General features: G+C 73.6%; 23 protein-coding genes, 1 tRNA gene and 1 riboswitch. Of the genes, 11 read left to right on the forward strand and 13 right to left on the reverse strand.

Going from position 1 to position 25316, the window contains the following annotated elements; genetic code table 11:
* Nucleotides 1–1175 precede the first annotated feature (1175 nt).
* The 4 genes from BS72_RS14520 to BS72_RS14535 all read left to right on the forward strand — a co-directional run bounded on the left by BS72_RS14520 (nt 1176) and on the right by BS72_RS14535 (nt 6055).
* Nucleotides 1176–2591 (forward strand): hypothetical protein, encoded by a 1416-nt coding sequence (locus BS72_RS14520; protein WP_037910926.1) that lies wholly within the window; start codon nt 1176–1178, stop codon nt 2589–2591.
* A gap of 209 nt (nt 2592–2800) precedes the next feature.
* Nucleotides 2801–3637 (forward strand): tRNA (guanosine(46)-N7)-methyltransferase TrmB, encoded by an 837-nt coding sequence (trmB, locus tag BS72_RS14525; protein ID WP_037910929.1) that lies wholly within the window; start codon nt 2801–2803, stop codon nt 3635–3637.
* Nucleotides 3638–3758: 121 nt separating this feature from the next.
* Nucleotides 3759–5420 carry a PrsW family glutamic-type intramembrane protease gene (locus BS72_RS14530; protein ID WP_063836072.1) on the forward strand — a complete coding sequence of 554 codons (1662 nt, stop codon included), beginning with the start codon at nt 3759–3761 and terminating at the stop codon, nt 5418–5420.
* A 62-nt stretch (nt 5421–5482) separates the two neighbouring features.
* Nucleotides 5483–6055 carry a Uma2 family endonuclease gene (locus tag BS72_RS14535; RefSeq protein ID WP_037915851.1) on the forward strand — a complete coding sequence of 191 codons (573 nt, stop codon included), beginning with the start codon at nt 5483–5485 and terminating at the stop codon, nt 6053–6055.
* 70 nt (nt 6056–6125) lie between these two features.
* Here BS72_RS14535 and BS72_RS14540 read toward each other — a convergent pair whose 3' ends face one another.
* A complete protein-coding gene (locus BS72_RS14540) occupies nt 6126–6836 on the reverse strand; it encodes a M23 family metallopeptidase (protein WP_051951116.1) in 711 nt (236 codons plus the stop codon).
* Nucleotides 6837–7139: 303 nt separating this feature from the next.
* A riboswitch (cyclic di-AMP (ydaO/yuaA leader) is annotated at nt 7140–7277 on the reverse strand.
* A gap of 391 nt (nt 7278–7668) precedes the next feature.
* Here BS72_RS14540 and BS72_RS14545 point away from each other — a divergent pair.
* Complete coding sequence (locus BS72_RS14545; protein WP_078901366.1) at nt 7669–8397, forward strand: N-acetylmuramoyl-L-alanine amidase; 729 nt, start codon at nt 7669–7671, stop codon at nt 8395–8397.
* Between the two features lie 113 nt (nt 8398–8510).
* Nucleotides 8511–9542, forward strand: a complete 1032-nt coding sequence (locus BS72_RS14550) for a sigma-70 family RNA polymerase sigma factor (protein ID WP_078901367.1) — start codon at nt 8511–8513, stop codon at nt 9540–9542.
* A 216-nt stretch (nt 9543–9758) separates the two neighbouring features.
* Here BS72_RS14550 and BS72_RS14555 read toward each other — a convergent pair whose 3' ends face one another.
* The gene (locus BS72_RS14555) at nt 9759–11099 is read right to left on the reverse strand and encodes an ATP-grasp domain-containing protein (protein ID WP_063836073.1); all 1341 of its coding nucleotides are present in this window, start codon (nt 11097–11099) and stop codon (nt 9759–9761) included.
* 582 nt (nt 11100–11681) lie between these two features.
* On the opposite strand from BS72_RS14555, the gene BS72_RS14560 reads away from it, so the two are divergent.
* Nucleotides 11682–12158, forward strand: coding sequence for a hypothetical protein (locus BS72_RS14560; protein WP_051951117.1), 477 nt, complete (start codon nt 11682–11684; stop codon nt 12156–12158).
* 110 nt (nt 12159–12268) lie between these two features.
* Here the strand turns inward: BS72_RS14560 and BS72_RS14565 are convergent, their stop codons facing one another.
* The 3 genes from BS72_RS14565 to BS72_RS14575 all read right to left on the reverse strand — a co-directional run bounded on the left by BS72_RS14565 (nt 12269) and on the right by BS72_RS14575 (nt 15104).
* Entirely contained in the window at nt 12269–13036 is a 768-nt protein-coding gene (locus BS72_RS14565) for an amino acid ABC transporter ATP-binding protein (protein WP_232792613.1), read from the reverse strand.
* A gap of 155 nt (nt 13037–13191) precedes the next feature.
* Nucleotides 13192–14076: an amino acid ABC transporter permease gene (locus BS72_RS14570; protein ID WP_051951926.1), complete on the reverse strand. Its 885-nt coding sequence runs from the start codon at nt 14074–14076 to the stop codon at nt 13192–13194.
* An 86-nt stretch (nt 14077–14162) separates the two neighbouring features.
* Nucleotides 14163–15104 carry an ABC transporter substrate-binding protein gene (locus tag BS72_RS14575; RefSeq protein WP_037910934.1) on the reverse strand — a complete coding sequence of 314 codons (942 nt, stop codon included), beginning with the start codon at nt 15102–15104 and terminating at the stop codon, nt 14163–14165.
* Between the two features lie 517 nt (nt 15105–15621).
* On the opposite strand from BS72_RS14575, the gene BS72_RS14580 reads away from it, so the two are divergent.
* Complete coding sequence (locus BS72_RS14580; RefSeq protein ID WP_037910936.1) at nt 15622–16101, forward strand: hypothetical protein; 480 nt, start codon at nt 15622–15624, stop codon at nt 16099–16101.
* A gap of 107 nt (nt 16102–16208) precedes the next feature.
* Nucleotides 16209–16847, forward strand: a complete 639-nt coding sequence (locus BS72_RS36505; protein WP_157856235.1) for a DUF4126 family protein — start codon at nt 16209–16211, stop codon at nt 16845–16847.
* On the opposite strand, the gene BS72_RS14590 is transcribed toward BS72_RS36505, so the two are convergent.
* Both BS72_RS14590 and BS72_RS14595 read right to left on the reverse strand, forming a co-directional pair.
* Nucleotides 16772–17374, reverse strand: coding sequence for a carboxymuconolactone decarboxylase family protein (locus BS72_RS14590; protein WP_051951118.1), 603 nt, complete (start codon nt 17372–17374; stop codon nt 16772–16774). The two genes, BS72_RS36505 and BS72_RS14590, sit on opposite strands and share 76 nt — an antisense overlap.
* Before the next feature lie 341 nt (nt 17375–17715).
* The gene (locus tag BS72_RS14595; protein ID WP_037910941.1) at nt 17716–18807 is read right to left on the reverse strand and encodes a glycoside hydrolase family 19 protein; all 1092 of its coding nucleotides are present in this window, start codon (nt 18805–18807) and stop codon (nt 17716–17718) included.
* A gap of 345 nt (nt 18808–19152) precedes the next feature.
* On the opposite strand from BS72_RS14595, the gene BS72_RS14600 reads away from it, so the two are divergent.
* Nucleotides 19153–19665 carry a hypothetical protein gene (locus BS72_RS14600; RefSeq protein ID WP_051951119.1) on the forward strand — a complete coding sequence of 171 codons (513 nt, stop codon included), beginning with the start codon at nt 19153–19155 and terminating at the stop codon, nt 19663–19665.
* A 100-nt stretch (nt 19666–19765) separates the two neighbouring features.
* Here BS72_RS14600 and BS72_RS14605 read toward each other — a convergent pair whose 3' ends face one another.
* The 3 genes from BS72_RS14605 to BS72_RS14615 form a co-directional block, all read right to left on the reverse strand.
* Nucleotides 19766–20992: a VWA domain-containing protein gene (locus BS72_RS14605; protein WP_037910942.1), complete on the reverse strand. Its 1227-nt coding sequence runs from the start codon at nt 20990–20992 to the stop codon at nt 19766–19768.
* Between the two features lie 192 nt (nt 20993–21184).
* On the reverse strand, nt 21185–21580 hold the full coding sequence (locus BS72_RS14610) for an aminotransferase class IV (RefSeq protein ID WP_037910946.1): 396 nt from the start codon (nt 21578–21580) through the stop codon (nt 21185–21187).
* Between the two features lie 43 nt (nt 21581–21623).
* Entirely contained in the window at nt 21624–22841 is a 1218-nt protein-coding gene (locus tag BS72_RS14615; RefSeq protein WP_078901371.1) for an MFS transporter, read from the reverse strand.
* 128 nt (nt 22842–22969) lie between these two features.
* Here BS72_RS14615 and BS72_RS37245 point away from each other — a divergent pair, with 128 nt between their 5' ends.
* Nucleotides 22970–23341, forward strand: coding sequence for a coenzyme F420-0:L-glutamate ligase (locus tag BS72_RS37245; RefSeq protein WP_198545895.1), 372 nt, complete (start codon nt 22970–22972; stop codon nt 23339–23341).
* A gap of 16 nt (nt 23342–23357) precedes the next feature.
* Here the strand turns inward: BS72_RS37245 and BS72_RS14625 are convergent.
* The 3 genes from BS72_RS14625 to BS72_RS14635 form a co-directional block, all read right to left on the reverse strand.
* Nucleotides 23358–23420: transfer RNA gene (locus BS72_RS14625), tRNA-Ser, on the reverse strand.
* A gap of 90 nt (nt 23421–23510) precedes the next feature.
* A complete protein-coding gene (locus tag BS72_RS14630; protein WP_407639039.1) occupies nt 23511–24515 on the reverse strand; it encodes a tetratricopeptide repeat protein in 1005 nt (334 codons plus the stop codon).
* 269 nt (nt 24516–24784) lie between these two features.
* On the reverse strand, nt 24785–25291 hold the full coding sequence (locus tag BS72_RS14635; protein ID WP_037910951.1) for an NUDIX domain-containing protein: 507 nt from the start codon (nt 25289–25291) through the stop codon (nt 24785–24787).
* Nucleotides 25292–25316: the final 25 nt, after the last annotated feature.

The raw sequence follows: 25316 nt of genomic DNA on the forward strand, positions 1-25316 counted from the left end.
CGGCCACTCCAGACAGCTCCCGACAGCTCTCAACGGTTCCCGACCACCTACGGACCGATACAGATCAATCCGGAGCGATCCAGATCACCCACCGACCGTTCCTGACCGGCATCGACGCAGCGCAGCCACGTCGACGCACAACCCCCCGCCACCCGCCTACCGTTCGGCGGCGTCCGGAGGACCGGCCCGGAACCGCCCGGCAGGCGCCCGGCAGGCGGGCGGCCGCCGCCCTCGCACCAACGGGTTCGCGCCAAAGTCCGCGGCACATGCCGGAGGTGATATGCCCGCGCGGGGGGTCCAGGACGGTCCGCCGAACGGTCGGCGCGGCGGCCGGCGAGGCGGACGGCGCGGTATGCGGAGGCGGGGAATCGGGTCGCCGGCGCCGGAAGTCCGACCGCCGGACGGGCGCCCGCGGGCCGTCGGCGGGCGGTTCGGACGGCCGCAGGGAGCGGCCGGGAGCCTCGGCGGCGGTTACGGAGCGTCCGCGGGGGCCGGCCCCAGGGGGCGCGTCCCGTCACGGAGCGACACCGCGGGCATCGGCCCGGGAGACGCCAGTACGCCGCCCGGGCCGGTCCGCCGCCCGCGGGGATGGTGACGGCGGGGCCCGATGGCCCGCTCACCCCGCCATAGCCGCCTGGCAGGGCCCAGGGCCCACCCACGCAGTCCATGCAAACGCCACCCGCCCGCCGGGCACAGAGCGCACGGCCGGGCGCACGGCCGCATATACCGGGAGCACACGCCGCGCCGTGCGCTGCCCCGCCCGTGGTGCCCGCCGCCCCCTCCCCCGAGCGCCCGCCCGCGCCGCCCCGGACCGTCCGCCGAGCCGGGGCCCGGAGGGCGACCGGACGCCGGCCCGAACCCACCGGCGGGCCGGCGACCGCACCGCCCGACGCTCCCCCGGACGGCCGTACGGCACCTCGGCCGGCGAGCGGGCAACCGGCGGTTTCCGGCCATCCGACACAAGGCTCTTAACGGTCGGGATGCGGCGAACTACGCTGGGTGTACCCGGTTCGCACCCGTACGAGCGGCTCGGGTGTCCGGGAATCGCACCACGTCGACCGCACTCCGGCCGTCGCGGTGGCCGGATCGTACCCAAGGGGAGGGCGACGCCCGCGCCCCATGACATGACCCAGGCCGGCCGGCCTGCCCTCAGCGGCATCACGAGGTGAACCGCAGTGAACAGAGAACACCGCGGGCCGAACGAGAAGCTCGGCACCCTTCTCGCCATGGCGGGCATCAGCAACGCCGGACTCGCCCGCAGGGTCAACGACCTTGGCGCCCAACGCGGCCTGACGCTGCGCTATGACAAGACGTCCGTGGCCCGCTGGGTCACCAAGGGCATGGTGCCCCAGGGCGCCGCCCCGCATCTGATAGCGGCCGCCATCGGCAGCAAGCTGGGCCGTCCCGTGCCGCTGCACGAGATAGGGCTGGCCGACGCCGATCCCGCCCCGGAGGTCGGTCTGGCCTTCCCCCGGGACGTCGGGGAGGCGGTGAAATCGGCCACCGACCTGTGGCGGCTGGACCTCGCCGGACGGCGCGGTCCGTCCGGTGGGGGGATCTGGCAGAGCCTGGCCGGATCCTTCGCAGTGAGCGCCTACGTCACCCCCGCCTCACGCTGGCTGATCACCCCCGCCGACGCCACCGTGGCCCGGCACGCCCCCGCGCCCGGCACGGCGCACGTGGGCCACTCCGACGTGGCCAAGCTGCGCGAGGCGGCCGACGACGCGCGCCGCTGGGACTCCAAGTACGGTGGCGGCGACTGGCGTTCGGGCATGGTGCCGGAGTGCCTGCGGGTGGAGGCGGCGCCGCTGCTGCTCGGCTCCTACAGCGACGACGTGGGTCGCTCCCTGTTCGGCGCCACCGCCGAACTGACCCGGCTCGCCGGGTGGATGGCCTTCGACACCGGTCAGCAGGAGGCGGCCCAGCGGTACTACATCCAGGCGTTGCGGCTGGCCCGCGCCGCCGCCGACGTGCCGCTGGGCGGCTACGTGCTGGCGTCGATGTCGCTCCAGGCCACCTACCGCAACTTCGCCGACGAGGGCGTGGACCTCGCGCAGGCCGCCCTGGAGCGCAACCGGGGCCTGGCCACCTCCCGCACCATGAGCTTCTTCCACCTCGTGGAGGCCCGGGCGCACGCGAAGGCCGGGGACGCGGCCTCCTGCGGGGCGTCGATCGCCGCGGCCGAGGCGCTGCTGGAGCGCTCCCGGGAGGGCGACGCGGACCCGAGCTGGCTGGGCTTCTACTCCTACGACCGGCTGGCGGCCGACGCCGCCGAGTGCTACCGCGACCTGCGGCTGCCCCGCCAGGTGCGGCGGTTCACCGAGCAGGCGCTGGCCCGGCCGACGGAGGAGTTCGTCCGCTCGCACGGGCTGCGGCTGGTGGTGTCGGCGGTGGCCGAGCTGGAGTCGGGCAACCTCGACGCGTGCTGCGCGGCGGGCGTCAAGGCGGTCGAGGTGGCCGGGCGGATCTCCTCGGCCCGCACCACCGAGTACGTCCGCGACCTGCTGCACCGGCTGGAGCCCTACAGCGACGACCCGCAGGTGCTGGACCTGCGCGAGCGCGCCCGCCCGCTGCTCGCCGCCCCGGCGTAGGCACTGCCCCGGCGTCGGCGCCCGGCGCGGCCCCGGCACAGCTCCGGACCGCCCCCGCGTCCGCCCCGGCGCCGAGCCTCCCGGGCGCAGGCTCCCGAAGACCGTGTCCGCGCCCGGCACCGGCCCCCGTAGCGGGTGGGGGCAGGGCCGCGGGGTGTGATCAGCGTCGCGGGGTCCGCGGGCCGCGCCCCCGTAGAATCGGACCCATCGTGTCCACATCAGCCGCCACCCCCACGTCCGACGCCGTCACCCCCACCGGTACGGCCGCCGCCGCACGCCCGGCCACCGCCGGGGTGCCCGCACCGGCGGCGCCGGCCCGCGACGCCGCGCGGAGGTTCCCCGACGGGCCCTCCCCCGACCCGGCCGGCTCGCGCGAGGAGCACCGCATCCGCTCCTTCCACGCCCGCCGCGGCCGGATCACCGTCGCGCAGGCCGCCGCGATCGACCGGCACTGGCCGCGCTGGGGCGTGGAGCTGGACGGCACCCCGCTGGACCTGGCGGAGCTCTTCGGCGTCCCGGACCCCCGGGTCGTGGTGGAGATCGGCTTCGGCATGGGCGACGCCACCGCCGCGATGGCCGCGGCCGAGCCCGGCACCGGCATCCTCGCCGTCGACGTGCACACGCCCGGCCAGGGCAACCTGCTCTCGCTCGCCGACCGGCTGGGCCTGGGCAACCTGCGGGTGGCCAACGGCGACGCGATCGTGCTGCTGCGGGACATGCTGCCGCCCGCCTCGCTGGACGGCCTGCGGGTCTACTTCCCGGACCCCTGGCACAAGGCGCGCCACCACAAGCGGCGCCTGATCCAGCCGCACTTCCTGGCCCTGGTCACACCGCTGCTGCGGCCCGGCGCCACCGTCCACTGCGCCACCGACTGGGAGCCGTACGCCGAGCAGATGCTGGAGGTGCTGACGGCCGCTCCGGGCCTGGTGAACCGTTACGGCGACGGCTTCGCCCCGCGCCCCGACTTCCGCCCGGTCACCAAGTTCGAGCGGCAGGGCCTGGCCAAGGGCCACGTGGTGCGGGACCTCCTCTTCGACCGCGTCTGACGCCACCCGGCCTGGAAGGGCACCCGGCCTGGAACGGGACCCGGGTCGGGACTCCCGCCCCGGGCGGTCGGGATCGCCCGTACCCTCGCGGAACGTCGGTGCTCACCCGTACTGTCACAGGGTGACGTCGTACACGTATCCGCCGGCTCCGGACGGCCCCGGCGGGGGCCCCGACGCGGGCCCGGGGCCCGCGCCCGCGGCGGTGCACTACCGGCCGCGGCGCCCGTTCTGGGAGAGCCGGGCCGTTCGCACCGGCGGGCTCTTCACGGCGCTGGCCGTGTGCGGGGTGGTGATCCTCGCGGTGGTGCGGCACCACATCGGCACCGAGCCGTTCGTGGTCGGCCTGGCGCTGGCCGTGGTGCCGGTGCCGCTGATCCTGTGGGGCTACCTCTGGTTCGACCACGTGGCGCCGAGCCCGTGGCAGAACGTCGCCTTCGCGTTCTCGTGGGGCGCGTGCGCGGCCACGCTGGTGGCGATCTTCGCCAACGAGTACGGCGCCAAGCTGCTGGCCTCCACCCTCTCCGCCACCCCGACCCAGTCCGACCACTGGGGCGCCATGTTCGTCGCGCCGCTGGTGGAGGAGAGCGCGAAGGGCACCGCGCTGCTGCTGCTCTTCCTGGCCCGCCGCCGGTACTTCGAGTCGCTGCTCGACGGGATCGTGCTCGCCGGGCTGACCGCCACCGGGTTCGCGTTCACCGAGAACATCCTCTACCTCGGCAGCGCGTTCAACGAGGACAAGGCGGTCGGCGGCGACGGCGTCGGCACCACCGCGGCCACCTTCATCGTGCGCGTGGTGATGACGCCGTTCGCGCACCCGCTGTTCACGTCCATGACGGGCCTCGGGTTCGCCCTGGCCGCCACCGTCCGGCCGGGGCGCCGGTGGCGCTGGCGGTGGGCACCGCCGGTGGGCGGCTGGATGCTGGCGATGGTGCTGCACGGCACCTGGAACGGCACCTCGGAGCTGTCCCCGCTCAGCTTCCTCACCGTCTACGTGGCCGTGATGGTGCCGGTGTTCGGGCTCGTGCTGTCGCTGGCGTTCTGGTCCCGCTCCCGGGGGCTGCGCACCGTCCGGCGGGTGCTGCCCGCCTACGCGGCGGCCGGCTGGCTGCCGCCGGACCAGCCGGCCGTGCTCGGCTCCATGCGCGTGCGGGCCGAGGCGCGCCGCGAGGCCCGGCGGCTCCAGGGCGAGGAGGCCGGGCGGGCGGTGCGCGACTACGTCCAGTTCGCCACGCACCTCGCGTTCCTCCGGGACGCCGCCGAACGCGGGGCCCCCACAGCCGACTTCGCCGCGCGCGAGGCCGAACTCCTGGCCCACCTGTGGCACCGCAAGACCTGGGCCGGCCCGGCGCTCGCCTACGCCGCCCGGCTCACCGGCGACCGCCCCCTGTGGCCCACACAACTCCCGGGCCCCCACGGCTCCTGGGCCCCGTACCCGTCCTACCCCCCGGGCCCGCAGCAGGGCTTCCCGGCCCCGTACGCGCTCCACCCGGCCCCGTACGCGGGTTACGCCGCCCAGGGCCCGGCCCCGTACCCGCCGCCGCGCCAGGCGGCCCCCCAGTGGCCCCAGTGGCCCGCACAACCGCCGTCCATACCCCCGCAGCCCGTGGCGTCCGAACCCATACCCCCGCAACCCGTCGCGCCCGAACCCGGGCCGTCGCAACCCGCCGCGTCCGAACCCGGGCCATCGCAACCCGTGCCGTCGCAACCCGTGCCGTCGCAGTCCGCCGCGCCGAAGGACCCGTACCAGCCGCCGCCGTGGCCGGCCCCGCCCCGCGACTCCTGATCCCAGGGCCGGCGGACGGGAGCGGGTGGCGAACCGGGTGGTTCACACGGGAAGATGCCGTTATGGACTACGAGCGCCTGCACGCCATCGCTGAGGAACTGGCGAACCACGCTCCTGACACGGTGCGCGGCTACGAGATCGCCGACCAAGGCATCGTCATGATGGCGCCGCCGTCACGACCCCACGAGTTCAACGCCTTCGTGATTCGACAGCAGCTGGACCGCGCCATTGAGCCGGGCCTCGTCGCCCACACCGGCGGCGAGGTGGAAGAAGCCGCGATCGGCCGACTCAGGCGGCCGGACGTGATCGTGATTCCCTTCGAGGCATTCTCCGCCCGCATCATGTCCGCCTTCAGCCCGGCGGACGTCGCATGTGTCGTAGAGATCGTCTCTCCCACGAACCACACCACGGACTACATCGACAAGGTCCGTGACTATGCGGCCATGGGCATCGACCCCTACCTGGTGATCGACCCACGCACGAGCACGGTAACCGTCTTCACCGACCCGAGCTTTGGGGAGAGCGAGCCGACGTACCGCGGCCGTCACGACTACGCCTTCGGTGACAAGGTGGCTGTCGGTACGTGGACCCTCGACACCAGCGAGTTGCAGTCGTACCCCGTACCGACGGAGTAGACGGGTAGAGGCCGTAGCCGAAGTACGTAGTAGAGCCCCACATTTACCGGGGCCCTACTGCCTCCTCCTATCAGAGCACCGCGTCGTGCGCGTGCAGCCACTCCAGCGGGTCCACCGGGGCGCCGCCGGCCGGGCGGACTTCGAGGTGGAGGTGGGGAGCGGGGATATTGCCGGTGGCGCCGACGCGGCCGACGGTGTCGCCCGTGGTGACCCGGCCCTCCGTGGCGACCACGGTGGACAGGTGGCAGTACCACAGCTCGGTGCCGTCATCGAGGGTGACGACGACGCGGTAGCCGAAGCTGCCCGCCCATCCGGCGGAGCTGACCGTGCCGCCGTGGACGGCGTGGACGGGGGTGCCCGTCGCGGCGGTGAAGTCCTGGCCGGCGTGGAAGTTGCCCCACGGGTCGGACTCGCCGAAGCGGGCGCCCAGCGTGGCACCGGCGACCGGCTTGATGTAGGAGGCGGCGAACCGCTCCAGCCGCTCGGCCTCGGCGCGGGCGGCGGCCTCGGCCTCCTCGCGGACCTTCGCCTCGGCGGCGGCCTTCGCGGCGGCGGCCTGCTCGCGCACCCGGCGCTCGGCGGCCTCACGGGCGGCCTGCGCGGCGGCGACCCGCTCGGCCTCCTCGCGGACGGCGCGGGCGGCGGCCTCACGAGTGGCGGCGACCTGGCCGAGGATGCGTGCGCACAGCGCCGCGCCGGGGTCGGAGGACGCGTCGGCCTGCCGCCCCTCGGCGGCCTCGGCCTCGGCCTCGGCCTCAGGCTCAGACTCAGGCTCGGACACTGCCTCGGCCTCGGCCTCGACGACCGGAGCCGGCTGAGCGGCGACGGCGGTCGAGGGGGCGTAGGCCGGGGCGCCGACGAAACGGGTGCCGGGGCGGCATCCGGCAGCGGGATCGCGGTGCCGGGGGCCGCGGGGGCGGGGGCGGCAAGGCCGGCGGCGCCGAAGGTCGCCGCGCGGGCGGAGGCGGCGCCGGGGACGGTGCCGCGCGGCCGGGGGAGCCGGATGTCGTCGCGCTCCTGGACGGTGTCGCCCTCGGTGCGGACAGGGGCGTAGGCAAGCTGGTCGGACGCCACGGGGGCGCGCTCCTTCCCTCTCTCTCGCCTACCGGGTTAGCTGACGGGTTCGGAGGAAGAAGGTCTCCTACGGGCCTGGTTGCTGCCCGATTCACCCCATGTTCTCGGGTCCCCGGTTCCCGCGGACGGGATTCGGCAAGCGCACGGTCGGCCGCCTTGGCGGCGGCGTTGACGACCGCGCTGCGTTATCGAACGTTAATAGAGCCCGAAGGGTTTTCCAAGCCGAATCGGAGAGTTGGCGACGAGCACAATACGGCCATCGGGGGATGTCGGCCCCTAAAAGAGTCATCCCGCGTGGCCAGGCGGTGACATGAGCGTGCGCCAGTCGTTATCAGACACCCCTGCGAACCACTACCCACGGTGAGCGGACGACTGCGATCCACCCCGGCGCGCCGACCGGACGGCGCCGACCGTCAGCGGTATGGACCTCTGCCGATCGGAGAAGCGCTTGGCACGACCGGGGAGCGGGCCCCACGATGGGCTCGCGCGACGTTCTTGTCATGCACGCGCTCATATTACGCCACCTCAGGGAGCCTGCCATGGAACGCCCCGGCACCCCCGGAACCCCTCGAACCACCCTCCCCGTCGGCTCGCCCGGCCTCCCCGGCCTCCCCCTCGGCCCGGCCGAGGCCGTTCACGCCCCGGACCCCGACCCCGTCCGCGTTCCCGACCCCGGCCGGCGCTCGCTGCTGCGCGGCGGGCTCGCACTGGGCGCCTCGGCGGCCGCGGCGCTCGGCGGCGGCCTGTGGACCGGTGCGGGACCGGCCGCGGCCGCCACCGCGGTGGACTACCCGGGCGCCACCTGGGCCCCGGCCAGCACCGCCAACTACACCGTCTCCGACCGGCCGGCGACGTATCCGATCGACCTCGTCGTCATCCACGTCACCCAGGAGACCTTCGACGACACCATCACGCTCTTCCAGGACCCGGCGCACGCCGCCTGCGCGCACTACGTGGTGCGCTCGGCCGACGGACACATCGACCAGTGCGTGCGCGAGCAGGACATCGCCTGGCACGCCGGCAACTGGGACTACAACACCCGCAGCATCGGCATCGAGCACGAGGGCTACGTGGACGACCCGTCCTGGTTCACCACGGACATGTACCACGCGTCGGCGGCCCTGACCGCGGAGATCTGCGACAAGTACGGCATCCCCAAGGACCGCGAGCACATCATCGGCCACGTGCAGGTGCCCGGCACCGACCACACCGACCCCGGGCCCAACTGGGACTGGGTGCGCTACATCCGCGACGTCAACGGCGGCTGAGCCGTCGTCGTCCTGGCCGTCCTGGCCGTCCTCGCTCTCTTGGCCGTCCTCGCCGTCCCGCCGTCCCCGCCAAGCAACCGCGCACGGCGGCCGCCTGGTGGACACTGGTCGCGATGGACGAGACACGGGGGAACAGGGACGGGCAGCCGGGCCCCGGGGCTGACGACCCGGGCACGGACGCGGACGCGGGTACGGGTTCGGACACGAGTACGAGTTCGGACGCGGACGCGGCGGGCGGACCGGTGCGCGGCGGGGCGGGTGGCGGCCTAGCCGAGCGGTTCGAGGTCGAGCGGCCCCGGCTGCGGGCGGTGGCCTACCGCGTCCTCGGGTCGTCGGACGAGGCCGAGGACGCCGTCCAGGAGGCGTGGCTGCGGCTGGACCGCGCGGACGCCGCCGAGGTACGCGACCTCACGGCCTGGCTCACCACGGTGGTGGGCCGGATCTGCCTGAACCTGCTGCGCTCGCGCGCCACCCGGCGCGAGGAGTCGTGGGAGGCGGTGGCGACCCCCGAGGCGGACGCGGCGGCCGGCGGGCGGCCGCCGGCCGCCGCGGGCGACCCGGAGCAGCAGGCGGTGCTCGCCGACTCGGTGGGCCGGGCGCTGCTGGTGGTGCTGGACACCCTGGGGCCCGCCGAGCGGCTGGCGTTCGTGCTGCACGACCTCTTCGCGGTGCCGTTCGAGGCCATCGGGCCGATCGTGGAGCGCTCTCCGGCCGCCGCCCGGCAGTTGGCCAGCCGCGCGCGGCGGCGGGTGGCGGACGCCCCCGGCTCCCCGGAACCGGACATGCGGCGGCAGCGCGAGGTGGTCGAGGCGTTCCGGGCGGCCTCCCGGGACGGTGACTTCGAGGCGCTGGTCGGGCTGCTCGACCCGGACGCGCTGCTGCGGGTGGACGCGGTGGCCGCCGGGTACGGCACCGTCCCGGCCCGTGGCGGCACGGCCGTGGCGCGCGTGTTCAGCGGCCGGGCCAAAGCGGCGGTGCCGGTGTTGGCCAGCGGGGTCCCGGCGATGGCGTGGGCACCGGGCGGACGGCTGCGGGTGCTCGTGGCCTTCACCCTCCTCGGCGGCCGGATCACGGCCGTCGACGTCCTCTCCGACCCGGAGCAGCTCGCCCGGCTCGACGTGGTGTACCTGGAGCAGCCGCGCTGACCCCGGCCGCGGCCGTCCCGCCGGGTCGCTTGGGACGGCTGGGACGGCTGGGACGGCTGACGGGAGCTGAACGCCCGGGCGGCGAAAGAGGAGTTCGTCCCCGACGCCCGCGAGCGACTCACCCACTACTGCGCCCTGCGCCCGGCCGGATGACGGCGGGGCGCAGGGCGGTCGGGCACAGGGCGGTCGGGCGTCGAGCCGTCTCGCGTCGGAACGTCAGTCCTCGGCGAGGAGGGCGGGCGCGGTCGGGTGCCAGGGAGGTGCCACGGTGTTGACGGCCGGGGCGCCGCCGCCCTGGGCCACCTCCTCGTACCGTGGCGGCTGCCCGAAGCGGGCGGCCGGCTCGTACCGGGGAGCCGCCGGCTCCGTACGTGGTGCCCGCGCCGGGACCGGGACGGCCGGGAGGGCGTCGGTGAGCGCGACCTGCACCGCGGCAGGCACAGCCGCAGGCAGAGCGGCTGGCACAGCGGCAGGCGCGGCAGGCCCACCCGGCAAGGACGGCTCGACGGGCACGGGTTCCGCGATCGGTCCCTCCGGGTCGGTCCGCACGGTCGCCGCGTCCGCGCCGTCGGCGTCGACCGCGACGTCCGTCACCGCCACCCGGCCGCCCAGGCGCGGGGCCGGCAGCGGGCCGGTGTCGCCGTCGAGCAGCAGCCGGACCGCGGCCCAGGGCAGGTTCAGCCCGGTGAAGGCGGTCTGGAAGATCCCGGCGGAGGGGCGCGGGTTGGCCTCCAGCAGCACCGGTTCACCTGCCCGGTAGCGGAGTTGGACGTTGGTCAGGTAGGCGAGGCCGAAGTGGCCGACGAGCCTCCGGGCCACCGCCACCGGCGCCGGGTCGTCCAGCAGGTGCCGGTAGCGACCGTGTTTGGCCCGGGCGACGCCCACCAGCAGCGAACCCCCGGGCCGCGAGAGGCAGTCCACGCTCACCTCCGGCCCGTCCAGGTACGGCATCACCAGGAACTCCGGGACGGCCCGGCCCTGGTCCTCGGCGCGCCGCAAGGCGTCCACCACCGCCGCGGTGGAGACGACGGGCTCGGGCGCGGCCAGCAGGTCCCGCAGCGTCAGCGGCGCGTCGTCCAGCACGCGGAAGCCGAACGCGGAGAACTCGCCGGCCGGTTTGAAGCACAGCCGTTCACCGTCGGCGCCCAGCTCCTCCACGGCGGTGCGGAATCCGGCCGAGCCCGCCACCCGCCGCCACGGCGGGACCGGTACCCCGGCGGTCTCGGCGGCCTCGTAGGTACGCACCTTGCTGGTGAGCACCTCGACGGCCGCGGGCGGGGAGCACATCAGCGCCGTCCCGACGGCGGCGAAGGCGTCGGCGAGCCCGGCCAGCGCGGACAGCCGGCGCGGCGGGATCAGCACGTCGACGCCGTGCCGGCGGCAGAAGTCGAGTGCGAACTCCCCGTATACGGCGTCCCCGACGTACCGCGGCTCCACCCCGCCGACGTCGGCGGCCCGGAGCGCGGGCGCGTCCGGGTCGACGTTGGTCGCGTACACCCGGACGTCAGTACCGTCCGGGTTCTCCCGCAGCATCCGCATCACCTGCGCGGTGGCCACCCCCGCGCTGCTCAGCCAGACCCGAAGTGTGATCGCCGGCTCCCTTCCGTGCCGTCCGCCCCGCCCTGACCGGCCGCCGCTCCCTGCCGCTCCCCGCCGCACGGGGTCCCCGGTGGACGTCGGCGTACCGGCCTGCGGCACCCACCGGCGCCCGCAGCGCCGCACCGCACCGCACCGCCGATACGCAGCCGGAGGACCCCAACGCCTATTACGCGTAATGCCGTTCATCCGGTCACCCGAGGGCGGTGAAGGAACGCGCGTCGGAGTCGACGCACCGTTCCGCAGCGCGTTCCGATCAGGTTTGGGCGGATCGTAGCCCGCTCGCGTGTCCGGGAGGTTTCTCTTGAACAGAACGTGGGACCGTTTTCGGCCGAACGGAGCGCCCGTCCCTGCACCGGCCCCGCCCCGTAGCGCGGGACGGCAACCCCCGAGCCGCCAACTCACCCACGGAGAAGGGGCGTCAGGCGGTTCGGACACGGCGGGAACGAGTACGGTCGCCGTCCGCGGGCAGTCAATGCCCGGCAGCACTCCCCGCCACCGGGCGGACCCGGACCGGAACGACCAGCAGAAGCGGATCACCGTATGAAGACCATTTGGGGTAGGGAGCCCGCCCTCTGGCTCTCCCTCTTCGCCGTCGCCGTGAAGCTCGGCACGGCGTTCGGCCTCGACCTCAGCGACAAGCAGCAGGCCTCCGTCAACGCCGTGGCCGCGGCGCTGGTCGGCCTGCTCACCGCGATCAGCGTCCACGACGGCATAAGTGCGGCGGTCCTCGGCCTGCTGCAGGCGGGCCTCTCCCTCGCCGTGGGCTTCGGCCTGCACTGGTCGCCAGACCAGCAGTCCACCGTCATGTCGTTCGCCGCCGTGGTCGTCGCCATGTGGACGCGGACACAGGTGACCGCGAAGGTCCCGCCGCCCCCCGCTGCCGCGACGGCAACGGTCGCCACGGCCCCGACCGCGACGGCGCCCCCTGCCCCGGCCCCGGCCTCCTCCACCCCCACAACCACCGCCACCCCGGCCACCCCGACCGCCGCGACGCCCACGACGCCCACGACACCCTGAGCCGCCGCGCCTCCCGCCCCTCTTCGCACTGGCAGGGGGGCGGGACGGCCACAGGCCAGGACGATCGCAGCCGGGCGGTTACAGGCCAGGACGGTTACGGCCCGGGGCGGTTACAGACGGCCCGCCTCCGTGACGCGCCGCAGGAAGTCCCGGGTTCGCGGCTGCCGGGGCGCGCCGAAGACCTCCTCCGGGGTGCCGCGTTCCAGCACCACGCCGCCGTCCAGGAAGCACACCTGGTCGGCGACCTCGCGGGCGAACGCCATCTCGTGCGTGGCCACCACCATCGTCATGCCCTCGGCCTTCAGTTCGCGCACCACCGCCAGCACCTCGCCGACGAGTTCGGGGTCGAGCGCGGCGGTGATCTCGTCCAGGAGCAGCAGCCGCGGCCGGGTCGCCACCGCCCGCAGCAGGGCGACGCGCTGCTGCTGGCCGCCGCTGAGCCGGTCCGGGTAGGCGCCCGCGCGGTCGGCCAGGCCCAGCCGGTCGAGCAGTTCGAGCGCCCGCGCCTCGGCCTCCGCCCGGGCCCGCCGGTGCACCCGGCGCGGCGCGAGGGTGATGTTCTCCAGCACGGTCAGGTGCGGGAAGAGGTTGTACGCCTGGAAGACCACGCCGATCCGGCGCCGAACGGCGTCCTGGTCGGCGCGCGGGTCGGTGATCTCCTCCCCGTCGAGGTGGATCGCCCCGTCGTCCACCTCCTCCAGCAGGTTGGCGCACCGCAGCAGCGTGGACTTGCCCGAGCCGGAGGCGCCGATCAGCACGGTGACGGTGTGCGCGGGCACCTCCAGGTCCACGCCGCCGAGCACCACCGTGCCGCCGTACGTCTTGCGCACCGCCTCCAGCCGCAGCACCGGTTCGGCGGCAGGCTCCCCGAACGCCACGGCGCCCGGACCGCCGCCCCCCGTCCCGGCACCCGGTTCGCCGCCGCCTGCCTCGTCACCCGGCCTGCCGTCCCTGTCCCTGGCCCCGGTCTCGGCCTCGGCCTCGTCACCCGGCCGCCCGTCCCCGCTCCGGGCCCCGGCCCTCTCCGGTCCGCTCACACCGAGCCTCCCTGCGACTGGCGCCGGTTCATCCGCGCGGCCACCCAGTCGGTGAACCGCGTCATGGGGATGGTGATGGCCACGAAAAGCAGCCCGGCCACCACGTACGGCGTGTAGTTGAACTTCTCGCTGGCGGTGATCTGCGCCGCGTAGACCGCGTCGACCGCCCCGCCGACCGAGACCAGGCCGGTGTCCTTCTGGAGCGACACCAGGTCGTTGAGGAGCGCCGGGACGACCCGGCGGACCGCCTGCGGCAGCACCACGTACCGCATCGCCTGCGCGCTCGTCAGCCCGAGCGAGCGGGCGGCGGCCCGCTGCGCCGGGTGGACGCTCTCGATGCCCGCCCGGAACACCTCGGCCACGTACGCGGTGTACGTCAGGCACAGGGCCACGCCGCCGAGGGTGACGGGGTCGTGGGTGACGCCGTTCAGCCGCAGCGCCGGCAGGCCGAAGATGCACACCAGCAGGCAGATGATCAGCGGCAGGCCGCGGAAGAAGTCCACGTAGGCGATGGCCAGGGCGCGGACCGGGAAGAACACCGGGCCGCGCAGGGTGCGCAGCAGCGCCACCAGCAGCCCGGCCACCAGCACGACCGCCCCGCACACCAGCAGCAGCCGCACGTTGAGCCACAGCCCGTCCAGGATCGACGGGAAGGACACCCGGGCGTAGTGCGGGTCCAGGAAGGTCTGCCGGGTGCGCTGCCAGCCGGGCGAGTTGACGATCAGCGCGTACAGCGCGCCCGCCACCGCCAGGGTGCTCACGGTCGCGACGGTGAACGAACGCCGGGTGCGGGCGCGGCGGTAGCGCTCGCGGGCGATCCGCCGGGCGGACGGCACGTACGGCCCTGGCGGCCCTGACGGCCCTGGCGGCGCTGACGGCACGGGTGGAGCCGACGGTGCTGACAGCGCGGCCGGGCCCCCGGGGTCCGGGGGTTCGGTCTCCTTCTCCGGCAGGGCCGGGCCGACGGTCACTTCAGCACCGGTGCGTCGACGGCGTCGGACAGCCAGCGCTTCTCCAGGGCGGCGAGGGTGCCGTCGGCGCGCAGCGAGGTGACCGCCTGGGAGACGCACGCGGTGAGCGGGCTGCCCTTGTCGAGCACCAGGCCGAACTGCTCGGGCGCGCTCCCGGTGTCGGTGAACTGCCCGACGACCTTCGCGCCGGCGACCTCGCTGGTGATGTAGAAGGCGGTGGGGAGGTCGACCACGATCCCGTCGACCTGGCCGTTCTTGAGGGCGGCGACGGCCAGTTCGTTGCGCTGGAAGACGGCCGGCTGCCGGGCCGGCTTCACCACGTCGTCGACGAGGTCCAGGCTGGTGGTGCCCACCTGGGCGCCGAGCTTGGCGTTCCTCAGGTCCGCCAGCGAGCGGGCGCCGAAGATCTTCGAGCCCTTGGGGGCCACCACGGCCTGCCGCACGTCGTAGTAGCCGGGCGAGAAGTCCACCGCCTTCTTCCGGTCGGCGCTGATGGAGACCTGGTTGATGTCGAAGTCGAAGTCCTTGGCGCCCGGCGCGAAGGCGCTGTTGAACGGCACCTTCTGCCAGGCCACTTGGCCGGCCGGGTAGCCGAGCCGCTTGGCCACGGCGTAGGCGACCGCGGACTCGTAACCCTTGCCGTTGGAGGGGTTGTCGCCGGAGAACCACGGGTCGTAGGCGGGGTTGTCGGTCCCGACGGTGAGCTTGCCGGGGGTGCGGGTCGGCAGGCTGCCGGCCGCGCAGGCGACGGCGGTGGTCGCGGTGGCGGTGCCGCCGCTACCGCTGCTCGCCGACGGGGCGCCGGAAGTGGTCTCGGCGGACGGGGCGTTGGCGCCGTCGTCGTCCTGCGGAGAGCAGCCGGCCAGGGCGAGGACGAGGAGGACGGAGGCGGCCACGGCCGCACGGGACGGGGTCATCGGCGTGATGGCAGGACGCATGGCCGGACTCTGGCAGCGGGCGGCCGGGCCTGTCCACGCCATTCCGCCACTTGCCCGCATGGCGAAACCATTGTGTCGGCGGTGTTGCGGACCCGTCCGGGTGTCGGCGCCGCCCGGCGCGCGGGTGCCGTACGGGTCCTGGGTGCCATACCGGCGCGGCGCCGTACGAGGCGCGGGAGCCGTACGGGCAAGGGAGCCGTACGGGCGCGGGAGCCGTACGGGCAGGGGAGCCGTATGTGCAGGGGAGCCGTAGGGCCCCTGGGCGGGCGGAGCCGGACCCTGCCCAGGCTCCCCCACAACCGGACCGGCGCCACCGTCCTCGACGCGGCTCTCGCGGCACTCACCGCCGACGGTGTGTGACGGCACCCTCACACCGCCCGCGGCAACCCAGTCCCGCACCCGCAGCACCGCCACACCCGCCTCACCGCCGCCCCCGACGCACAGCCACACCCGCAGCACAGCCCGCCCGTCCGGGGGCCGCACGCATAAGAGCCCGCTGCGCGGACACCCGGCAGCCATGATGCGAACCCTCACGCGCGGCGCGCTGGCCGGTGCGGCCGGCACGACCGCCCTCAACGCGGCCTCCTACGCCGACATGGCCCTGCGCGGCAGGCCCACCAGCAGTACGCCCGAGCAGACCACGGCCCTCCTGGCCGAGAAGGCGGGCGTCGACATCCCCGGCGACGGCGCCGACCGCGAGTCCCGCCTGACCGGGCTGGCCGCGCTGAACGGCATCGGCGTCGGCGTGTGTGTCGGCGTCGGGGTCGGCCTCACGTCCGCGGTGCTGCGCCACGTCGGACTGCGGCTGCCGCGCTGGGCCGGGGCCGTCGCCACGGGGGCGCTGGCCATGGCGGCGGCCGACATCCCGATCGCCCGTCTGGGCGTGAGCGACCCCCACACCTGGTCCGCCACCGACTGGCTCTCCGACGCGGTGCCCCACCTGGTGTACGGCCTGGTCACCTACGGCGCGCTGACGACCGGGCGGGACCGCGCGTGACCGGGTGGACGCGACGTACGGCGGCCCTGGTCGGCGCGAGTCCCAGCGGCACGGGTGCCGGCGGGGCGGGGCCAGGCCGCGCGGGCCTCGGCCGGGTCGGCCTCCCGGTGAACGGTCCCGTCCGGGCGGCCCTCGTCGGCGCGGCGACCGGGCTGCGCAGCCAGCTGGGCCTCGCCGTCGTCTCCGCCACCACCTCGCCGTACCAGGCGGCCGACTCCGTGGCGGTGCTGGCCCGGCCGCGGGTGCGGGCCGTGGCGGCGGCGCTGGCGGCGGCCGAGCTCGTCGCGGACAAGTGGTCCGGCGTCCCCGACCGCCGTACGGCCCTCGGCCTCGGCGCGCGGACGGTGAACGGTGCGACGGCCGCCGCGGCACTCACCGCCCGCTCCGAGCCGACCCGCTCCAGGCCCGCCCGCCACGGGCCCACCCCCACCGACGCCACCCACGCCGATGCCGCCTCGCACGAGCCGGACCGCTCCTCGGCCGCTCTCGCCAGAGCGGCGCTGGTCGGCGCGGCGACCGCGGTGGGTGCCGCGTACCTGGGCGCCTCCTGGCGGGCCGCGGCGGCCCGCAACGGCCGTCCCGACTGGCCGGCGGCCCTGGCCGAGGACGCTGCGGCCCTCACGCTGGCCTGGACGGCGTGCGCACGCCCCCGGGCACAGACCGCCGACGGTTACGCCAGTGCCGCCTCGGCGTCCGGGTCCAGGTCGCTGTCGCCGCCCGCGGCCGACAGCTCCGGGAGGAGGTAGCCGGCGGTGGTGATCCGCTGGGCGGACTGGGCGTAGAACGTCTCCGGGTCCTCGGGCAGGCTGGTGGCCAGGGCGCTGACGTACCGGTTGTACATGCAGAAGGACGCCGCGATCAGGACGGTGTCGTGGATGTCCTCGTCCGTGGCGCCCGCCTCGCGCGCCGCGGCCACGGTCTCGTCCGGCAGCGCGCGGGCCGCCTCCTGCACCTTCGCGGCGACGCGCAGCAGCGCCCGCATCCGGTCGTCGATCGCGGCGGTGTCCGGGTCGTCGAGCACCGAGGCCACCAGCTCGTTGCCGCCGTCGAGTTGGGCTGCGGCGAAGGCGCCGTGCGAACCGGCGCAGAACGGGGTGCTGTTGCGCTGCGAGACGTAGGCGGCGATCAGTTCGCGCTGCCCCGGCTCCAGGGTGGAGCTGCCGGTGCGCAGCAGGACGTTGGCCAGATGCCCCAACGGGGCTGCCGTGTCGGGTCGGTGGGCCATCAGCCCGGCGATGCCCGGCAGGTTGTTGTCGAGGGCGATGTGCGTCATGGCGATCTCCTCGTGGCGTGACCGGTCGGTTCAGCTGGGTCGGAGAAAGTGCGGGATGCGGCGCGAACCCCAACGATATTGGCGCGCACGGCAGTTGTCAGCCGAACGAGTGGCAGACCAAGGGCGGAACGGACGCCGGACGGACGCGACGGGACGGGGACGGGACAGGACGGGAACGGGACGGGGACGGGGACGGGACGGGGACGGGGACGGGGACGGGGACGGGCCGCATCCCAGGAAGGGGAAGGGTCTCGGACCGGCGAAGCGCCCCGCCCCGGAGGTGGGCTTCCGAAAGCGGGGCGCCTTGGCCGATCGAGGCGTCGGGCGTCGGGCGTCGGGCGTCAGCAGGAGAGGTTGCTGCCCGCCGACACGCCCAGGATGGACACGAAGCTCTCGTAGTCGTTGACGCGGTCCTGCACCTCGGCGGGGTTGCCGCCGTTGCACTCGACGCTGCCGTTGATGCTGCGGATGGTCTCGCCGAACCCGGCGCTGTTGACCATGGCGTTGTGGGGGGTCATCGTGCCGGGGCCGGACTGGGTGTCCCAGTACCACAGGGCGGTCTTCCAGGCGACGGCCGGATCGGTCTGGACGAGGTTGGGGTTGTCCAGCAGGTCGATCCCCAACGCGTCTCCGGCCGCCTTGTAGTTGAAGTTCCAGCTGATCTGCAGCGGCCCGCGGCCGTAGTACGCCGACTGTCCGGCGGGGCAGCCGTAGGACTGGTTCGTGTCGCAGTAGTGCGAGTAGTTGGCGGTGTTCTGCTCCACGATGTAGACGAGGCCGCCGGTCTCGTGGCTGACGTTGGCGAGGAAGGCGGCGGCCTCCTGCTTCTTCACCGTGTCGCTGCCGGTGGTGGCGAAGCCCGGGTACGCGCCGAGCGCCGCGGTGAGGCCGCTGTAGGTGTAGAAGGAGTTCCGGCTCGGGAACATCTGGTCGAACTGCGCCTCGCTGACCACGAATCCGCCGGCCGGCGGCGTGGTACCGCCGGAGCCGGAGCCGGAGCAGGTGTACGGGCTCCAGTACCAGGTGCTGATGGTCGGGTCGTAGCCCGGGTTGTCGTGGGTGGCGACGTAGTCGAGGCCGTTGGTGTACTGCACGATGTCGCCGGCGACGTACGACCGGCCCGCGACCCAGGCCGGGTAGCTGCAACCGCTGCCGCCGGTCGACCCGCCCGTCGTTCCGCCACTGCCGCCCGAGCACCCGCCCTGGTCGGCCCAGACGTCGGCGACGCCGGGCGTCTCACCCTGCGTCCACCACTTCGCGGACCAGTTGTGGCTGTTGTACGAGGCGGTCATGCCGCCGGTGTAGACCGAGGACGCGTTCCAGGCGGCGGCGCAGTCCGCGGCCGAGGCGGGCGAGGACAGGGGGACCATGATCGCCAGGCCCACGACGGCCGCGAGTGAGGCCAGGAACGCGATGAGACGTTGTCTCGACACGTGACCACTCCTTATGGGGGTTCGAGTGGGGTCGAGCACACTCCAGCGCATTGGTATGAACCTGTCAAGAAAGAGGGCGCCCGCTCCCCCCGGACGGGTGTCGTGCTCGCGACCGGCCGGGCGAACAGCCGTCTCTTTCCAGCCACTTCGGCATCGCGGTGCAACCTCACCGGCCTGTCCGGGAGTGTGAGGAGGACGGAGAGGGCCCCTCCGTCAGAGACCGACTGACGCCGCGGAGCGCCGGACCCGGACCGGCGGCCCGCCGGTCCGACCGCCGAGCGCGCCACGCGCCACGCGTTACGCGCCCGCGTTACGCGTCACCACCGACCGAACCCGAGGAGCACGATGCGTCCGAGCAAGATCCTCACCACGGCCGCCCTGGCCGCGACGGCGGCGACGGCGGCGACGGCCGCGACCCTGGCCACCGCCGGCACCGCCGGCGCGGCCGACACCGCCACCCAGAGCCTGCCGGTGCAGGTCGTCCGAGCCGGCCAGGTGGTGGACACCGGACACGGCGTCGACCTCCAGCTCAACCAGACCGACCGCTGCCTCGGCACCCCGGAGGCGTGGAGCTGCAAGAGCGTCGTCGACGGCAACCAGGCCCCCGACTCCGTGAGCCTCCAGACCCAGGGCGACGCCTCCGGCACCCTCTACTCCCCGCTCTACATCGGCTCGGGCAAGGTCGCCCGGATGACCGTGACGGCCGACGGCGTCACCTACGACGTCCAGGTGGTCACCCTCGCCGGACACCCCGGCTACTCCACCGGCTGGGCCTGGGGCGCGCCGCAGGCCGACCTGAACGACATCCCCCAGGTCACCGTCTTCGACAAGGCGGGCGGAGTCCTCGCCCAGTTCTGACGCCACGCAGTCGGCGCAGTCGGCACCGTCGACCCGCCGACACCGCCGGCCCGGAGCCCCCGACGGCCCGGGCCGGCACTGGGCGGTGCGCCGCGTCGGGTCAGCGGCTCATCCAGGCGCCGAAGCCGTCCAGAAGGCCGGCGTAGAAGGTCTCGTCCGGTACGGCCCCGGGGTTCCTGCCCGCCTCGTAGAAGGCGACGTTGGTGAGCCTCGGGGAGGTCGAGGCGTTCAGGTTCTTGAAGAACGCGAGCCTGCCGTACCCGAAGCCCACGAACAGCCAGAACACGTCGAGGCTGGCGGTGGTCTGGAGCAGGGAACGGAACTCGCTCTTGTCCCAGGGCTCGCCCCCGACCTGGGTGACGACGAACGCGGGATCGACGGCGCCGGACTCCTGGTAGTGGTTGAGCACCGACTTCATGGCCGCGCTGACGTTGCCCCACCCCCAGGGCACCCCCGCGTGCAACTCCCCGATCCTGCCGCGGTAGTTGTCGAGCCGGACCTCGTCCATGACCGGGTCGTTGCCGCTGGAGAAGACGACGGGGACGATGCCGTCGTCGTCGAGGTTCACCGACAGGGCCAGGACGCGCTCGATGAACGCCTGCACCGTGAACGACTCGTACAGCTCCCGCATGGACCAGTCGTGGTCGAGAACGACGTACACCGCCGCCCGCCTGCCCGCGGCCTCCGTACGCGCGAGTGCGTGGCCGGCCTGGCGGGTGGCTTCGAGCAGCCCCGGCGCCTGCGCCTCGACCTTCGCCACACTGGGCCGTTCGGCGCTCACAGCGGCCGGCGACGTCCTGGGCGCGGGCGGACGCGCCGGCGGCCCGGACAGCGCGGGCTCGACGTCGACGCCGTAGTCGGTGGCGAGACCGGCCAGCCCCGAGGCGTAGCCCTGGCCGACGGCGCGGACCTTCCACCCTCCGTCCCGCCGGTATATCTCGGCCAGGACGACCACGGTCTCCCCCGCCTCGAAGTCCGGCGGGGTGAACGCCAACCCGGCTCCGTCCCCCTGGCCGGCGGTGAGCACCGGCGCCGTGGTGAACACCGCGCCCGGACGCGTCGCGTCGACGCTGGCGACGATCACCACGGTTCGGACCTCCGCGGGGATGCGCGGCAGGTCGGCGGTGACGGTGTCGCCCGCGAGGCTGACGCCGCTCTGCGTGGCGTGGTTGTAGAAGACGAGGTCGTCGTCGCTCCGGACCTTGCCGTTCGCGCCGAGCAGCAGCGCCGAGACGTCCACGGGCGTCTCCCCCGCCGCCACGCGTAACACCACCGCCCGCGCTTCCAGAACCGCGTTCTCGCCCTTGCCGAGAGTCAGTGCTTCCATACGCGTCGGACATCCCCTCACACACCCGCGCACAGCCCGCGGGCACAAAAAGTAGCGATGTGATCACAGAGTTCAGCGGGAGTGCTGGAAGCGGTATTCCCGGTCCGCCACCCTCCTGAACCCGCACGGGCAGCCCGCCTCCTACCTCCCGCCCCAGCCCGCGCCCCGCGTACCGCCTGCCGCGTCTCGCCCTCACCTTCCACGAGTTGGCCCCGCCTCGCCGGGCGACGAGGAAGGGCACATCGTCACGCCTGGCAGCGCTTTCGCGGCCGGCCAGATCACCTGGTCGCCGTCGAAGAAGCCGATGCTCCAGGTGCTGCCTTCGCTGACGGCACCGTCGGTGCCGGCTAAGAGGGCGTCGTCGTATCCGTTGAGCTGGGCGGTCCTGCGGTGGTGGAGGGTGCCGAAGAGGCCGGCGCTCTTCACCTCAACGGGGGCGCGAGCTCGCGGGACGCGGTGCATCGGACGGACTGCCGTACGGCGTCGATGGCTGGCGACGACGAGCCGCCAGTCCGGGCGGATCACGCCCCTGAGCCGGGCCCGGATGAACCGCAGCAGGAAGCCGGCACTGCGTAGCTGGACGGCCACTCGAATTCTGAAGCTGGAACGGCCTTGTTTCAGGGGCAGGCCGTCAGCGGCGTGCCCAAGGCCGCAGGGCGCCTGCGGCGAGAGCCAGGAGCGCAGCGGCGACCCACAGGGGAATCCGGAGAGTGGAACCTCCCGCGATGAGTCCGCCAGTGAGGGCGCCGAGCCCGGCGGCCCCGACGCCGAAGAGGCGGAAGGCGGAGGTGACCCGGCCGAGGAGGTGGTCCGGGGTGAGGGCTGGGCGGGCGGAGCTCGCGGCGACGCTGATGAGGGTGGAGGCGGCACCGATCAGGGCGAGGAAGGCCCCGGTGGCGTATGCGTTGGGAAAGGCCGCGATGCCTGTCCAGGCCAGGCTCTGGAGACCGCAGGCGATGGCCATCATCTGGCGGTAGGTGAGGCGGCGTGTCAGAGGTGCCGCGCGCCAGCCCGTGAGGATGCCGCCGACGGCTGCGACTGCCAGCAGGATCCCGTACCCGGCGTCGGCGACGTGCAGGGTGCTCGTCGCGTAAAGGACGAAGGTGGCCATGGAGACGTTGTAGGCGAAGTTGTACGTCGCCATCCCGGCTGCCAGCATCCGCAGTTCCGGTGTCGCGCGCAGGTGTGTGAGGCCGGCGCGGATGGCTGCGATGAGGGGTTGGTTGCTGCCGGGGGCAGGCATGGCGGGGAGTCGGCTGATGCACGCTGCGGACAGGACGAAGGAGGCGGCATCCCCTGCGAAGGGCAGCATCCGGCTGACGGCGAAGGTCGCCGAGCCGATGGGCGGTCCGGCCAGGGAGCGTCCGACGGTGTCGATGGCCCAGTAACGGCCGTTGGCCTTGGTCAGGGTCTCCTTGTCGCGGCCGACGAGGACGGGGATGACGGACTGGGAGGAGGCGTCGAAGAAGCACTGGGCGATCCCGACGATCAGGATCGCCCCCACCAGCGGGGCGAGAGCGGCATGCCCGGTTGCCGTGAGCGCGGCCAGTGCGATCAGGACGCCTGCGCGCAGCAGATCTGCTGTGATCATGACGAGGCGCCGTGGCCACCGGTCGACCAACGCCCCGGCGGGCAGCCCGACGAGGAGCCATGGAACGTAGAAGGCGGCGGTGACGGTGGAGACGGCCAGCGGGTCGCGTGTGAGGGAGGCCGCCAGCAGTGGGGCTGCGGCCAGGAAAGCACCGTCACCGGTCACGGATATGCCGGTGGCGGCCAGCAGCGGAACGACCCTTCCGGTGGCCAGCCGTTCCGCTGACCGCGGCGTCTGCTCGTCTTGTTCCGTGCTCAGTTGGGGATCCGATCTGGCGTGAAGTCACTGAATCGTTCCGGGTTTGGTAAAGAGTTGATTCCGTGAAGGGATTGAGTCATGGCACGCCCCTCCTTCCGTGAATACCGACGAACTGGAGCACGCGCTGTATGTGGCGGAGCAACGGGTCATGGCTGCTCCCGGCCAACCCGGACACGTCCGCCCGCGCCCTGACCGAAGCCACCGGGGCCGACGTGGCGGTGGTGATCGCCGACAGCGACGGTCGCGCGGACCGCCGCGGCGCCACCGTCATCTCCATCGCCGCCGCCGGCATCACGCCCCTGCAGTCCGACGCCCTGATCCTGGCAGTGATGGAACTGCAAGCCGCCGCGCGAGAGGGAAACGGCCAACGAGCCGTCACGAGAGCAACGTCGCCACGCCAAGCAAGCGGAGGCCGACCCGCTCTTCGGGCGAGCACGGAGCGAGCAACAGCCATGCAAATGACCAGAAACGTCGGGGAACCCTGGTCGAATGGACTCTGACCAGGGCTTCCAGGAGTAGGCCGTGTGGGACTCGAACCCACAACCAATGGATTAAAAGTCCACTGCTCTGCCCGTTCCTGGACGACCACGCGATCCCCCCTCACCGACTGAGACCAGTGCCTCGCCGACCCACCGCAACGGTCCGCGATCGACCGGACGCCCTCCTCACTCACTCGTGCGCAGTGATGCGCTCCCGCAACTCGTGCGCGGCCGGGCTCCCGGGGATGGCTGCCAAGCGTGCGGCGATGTCGGCGAGGCCGTTGTTGATCCGTACTGACTGCACGCCCTCGGCGCAGCGGAGGAACTCCGCCCATGTGGCCAGCGCCGTCTCGGTGTCGCCCCGTTTGAGCTGGACTTGGCCAAGGTCGGCGAGCACGATCGCCCGAGTCCGCTTGCGGTCCAAGCCGTGGATGTCGAGGGCGAGGTGAAGGTGTTCCTCCGCCGCCGCGTGGTCGCCGAGCCTGGCGTGGATCATGCCGGCATCGTGCGTCCACCGGCCGTGGCTGTAGTGGCTCGCCCACGACTGCCCAGGCGCTGCCGGGGCTCGCTCGATCGCGACCTGCGCGGAGTTGAGCATCCGCACCGCGGTGGCGTGGTCGCCGTCGACCGCTGCCGCGCGTGCGAGGGTGGTGCGGTAGTAGGCCAGCGCCTTGGGGTTGTCGAGCTTCCTGCCACGCTGCTCACACGCCTCGGCCACCCGCACAGCGGTGGGGATGTGGCCGAGGTCCACGGCCTGCTCCGCCAGGCCGCGTAGGGCCGTCGCGGCCAGCTCGTGGTCACCTGCTTCGGCGGCGAGAGCGTAGCTGTACTGGTGGTACCGCTGGCTCAGGCCCTGGTGTCCCTCGTCGCGCGCCATCCAGCCGATCAGATGCACCAGTTCGGCGGTGGCCGCGAACAACTCCCTGGCTGTCCGCTCGCTGTAGGTGCCGTCCAACCACCTGTTGACCTCCATGGTCAAGTAGCGCACGGCCAGGTGCCGGGCGTGACCGCCGCCCAGCTCTGATGCCGCGTTGCCGAGAGTTGCGGTCATCGTGCGCACGGCCGTCACTTCGCCCATTCCCACGGCCACGGGTCCGGACCTGTTCGCACGACGAATCACGGCCTCAGCGTCGGGGAGATCGAGGGCGGCCAGGCCGACAGCGGCGGACGCCCCCAGAAACGCTCGTCGGTCCACGTCGTCGCCTCCCAAGAGCATGACTGAGGCCACGGTATCGGCGGCCAAGGGCCGCTCGTCCGCAGAAAGATCGATCCCCAGGACCTGTTCGATGAAGGAGAGCCAGACCTGGGGGATCCGGCGGCCTGTTTCCCACCGGTACACCGCCTGCCGGTCGCAGAACCCCGTCTTCCCCCACCGCGCGATCGAGAGAGCATCCGCAAGGGCTGCCTGGCTCGTGCTGGGACGCCGTGCCAGCCCGCCCGCCTGACCATTTGCCTGGCAGCCTGTCAGGCAGTGGAGTCGCGCAAATACACGGGAGCAGATTCCTCCCTCGTCGCACGAGACGCTTGGAAGCGGTTGAGCAGGCGGTCACGCAGCATGCCAGCAGCTTCGTCTGGCGTCACCAGGCGGACGGCGGATAGCTCGCTGTCGTGGGGCCGCAGTCCCCTTACCTGACCCGCGGACAACGTCCCGCCGTCGAAGATGAAGGCGAGCTGGTCACCCCAAGGGCCGTGCGGGGGAACCCAGTCGATGACGAGGAGGCCGTGCAAGGTGACATCGAGGCCGATTTCTTCCTTCAATTCGCGGCGGGCCGCGTCGTCGGGGGCCTCGTTGGCTTCGGCCATGCCACTTGGGAGATCCCAACCGGGCTTGTATGTGGGCTTCACCAGGAGAACGCGGCCCTGCTCGTCGCGGAGGAGGACATCGGCGGAGACGCGTTTGCGGGCCTGGGTGGCGTTGTCCTCGGCGAGGTAGGCGTTCCAGGCTTCGGGGTCGGCGGGAGTGGGCCTCATGGGGTGGTGCCTTCGCTGAGCGGAG

Origin of the sequence: Actinacidiphila yeochonensis CN732 (genome assembly GCF_000745345.1) — a bacterium.
GTDB lineage: Bacteria > Actinomycetota > Actinomycetes > Streptomycetales > Streptomycetaceae > Actinacidiphila > Actinacidiphila yeochonensis.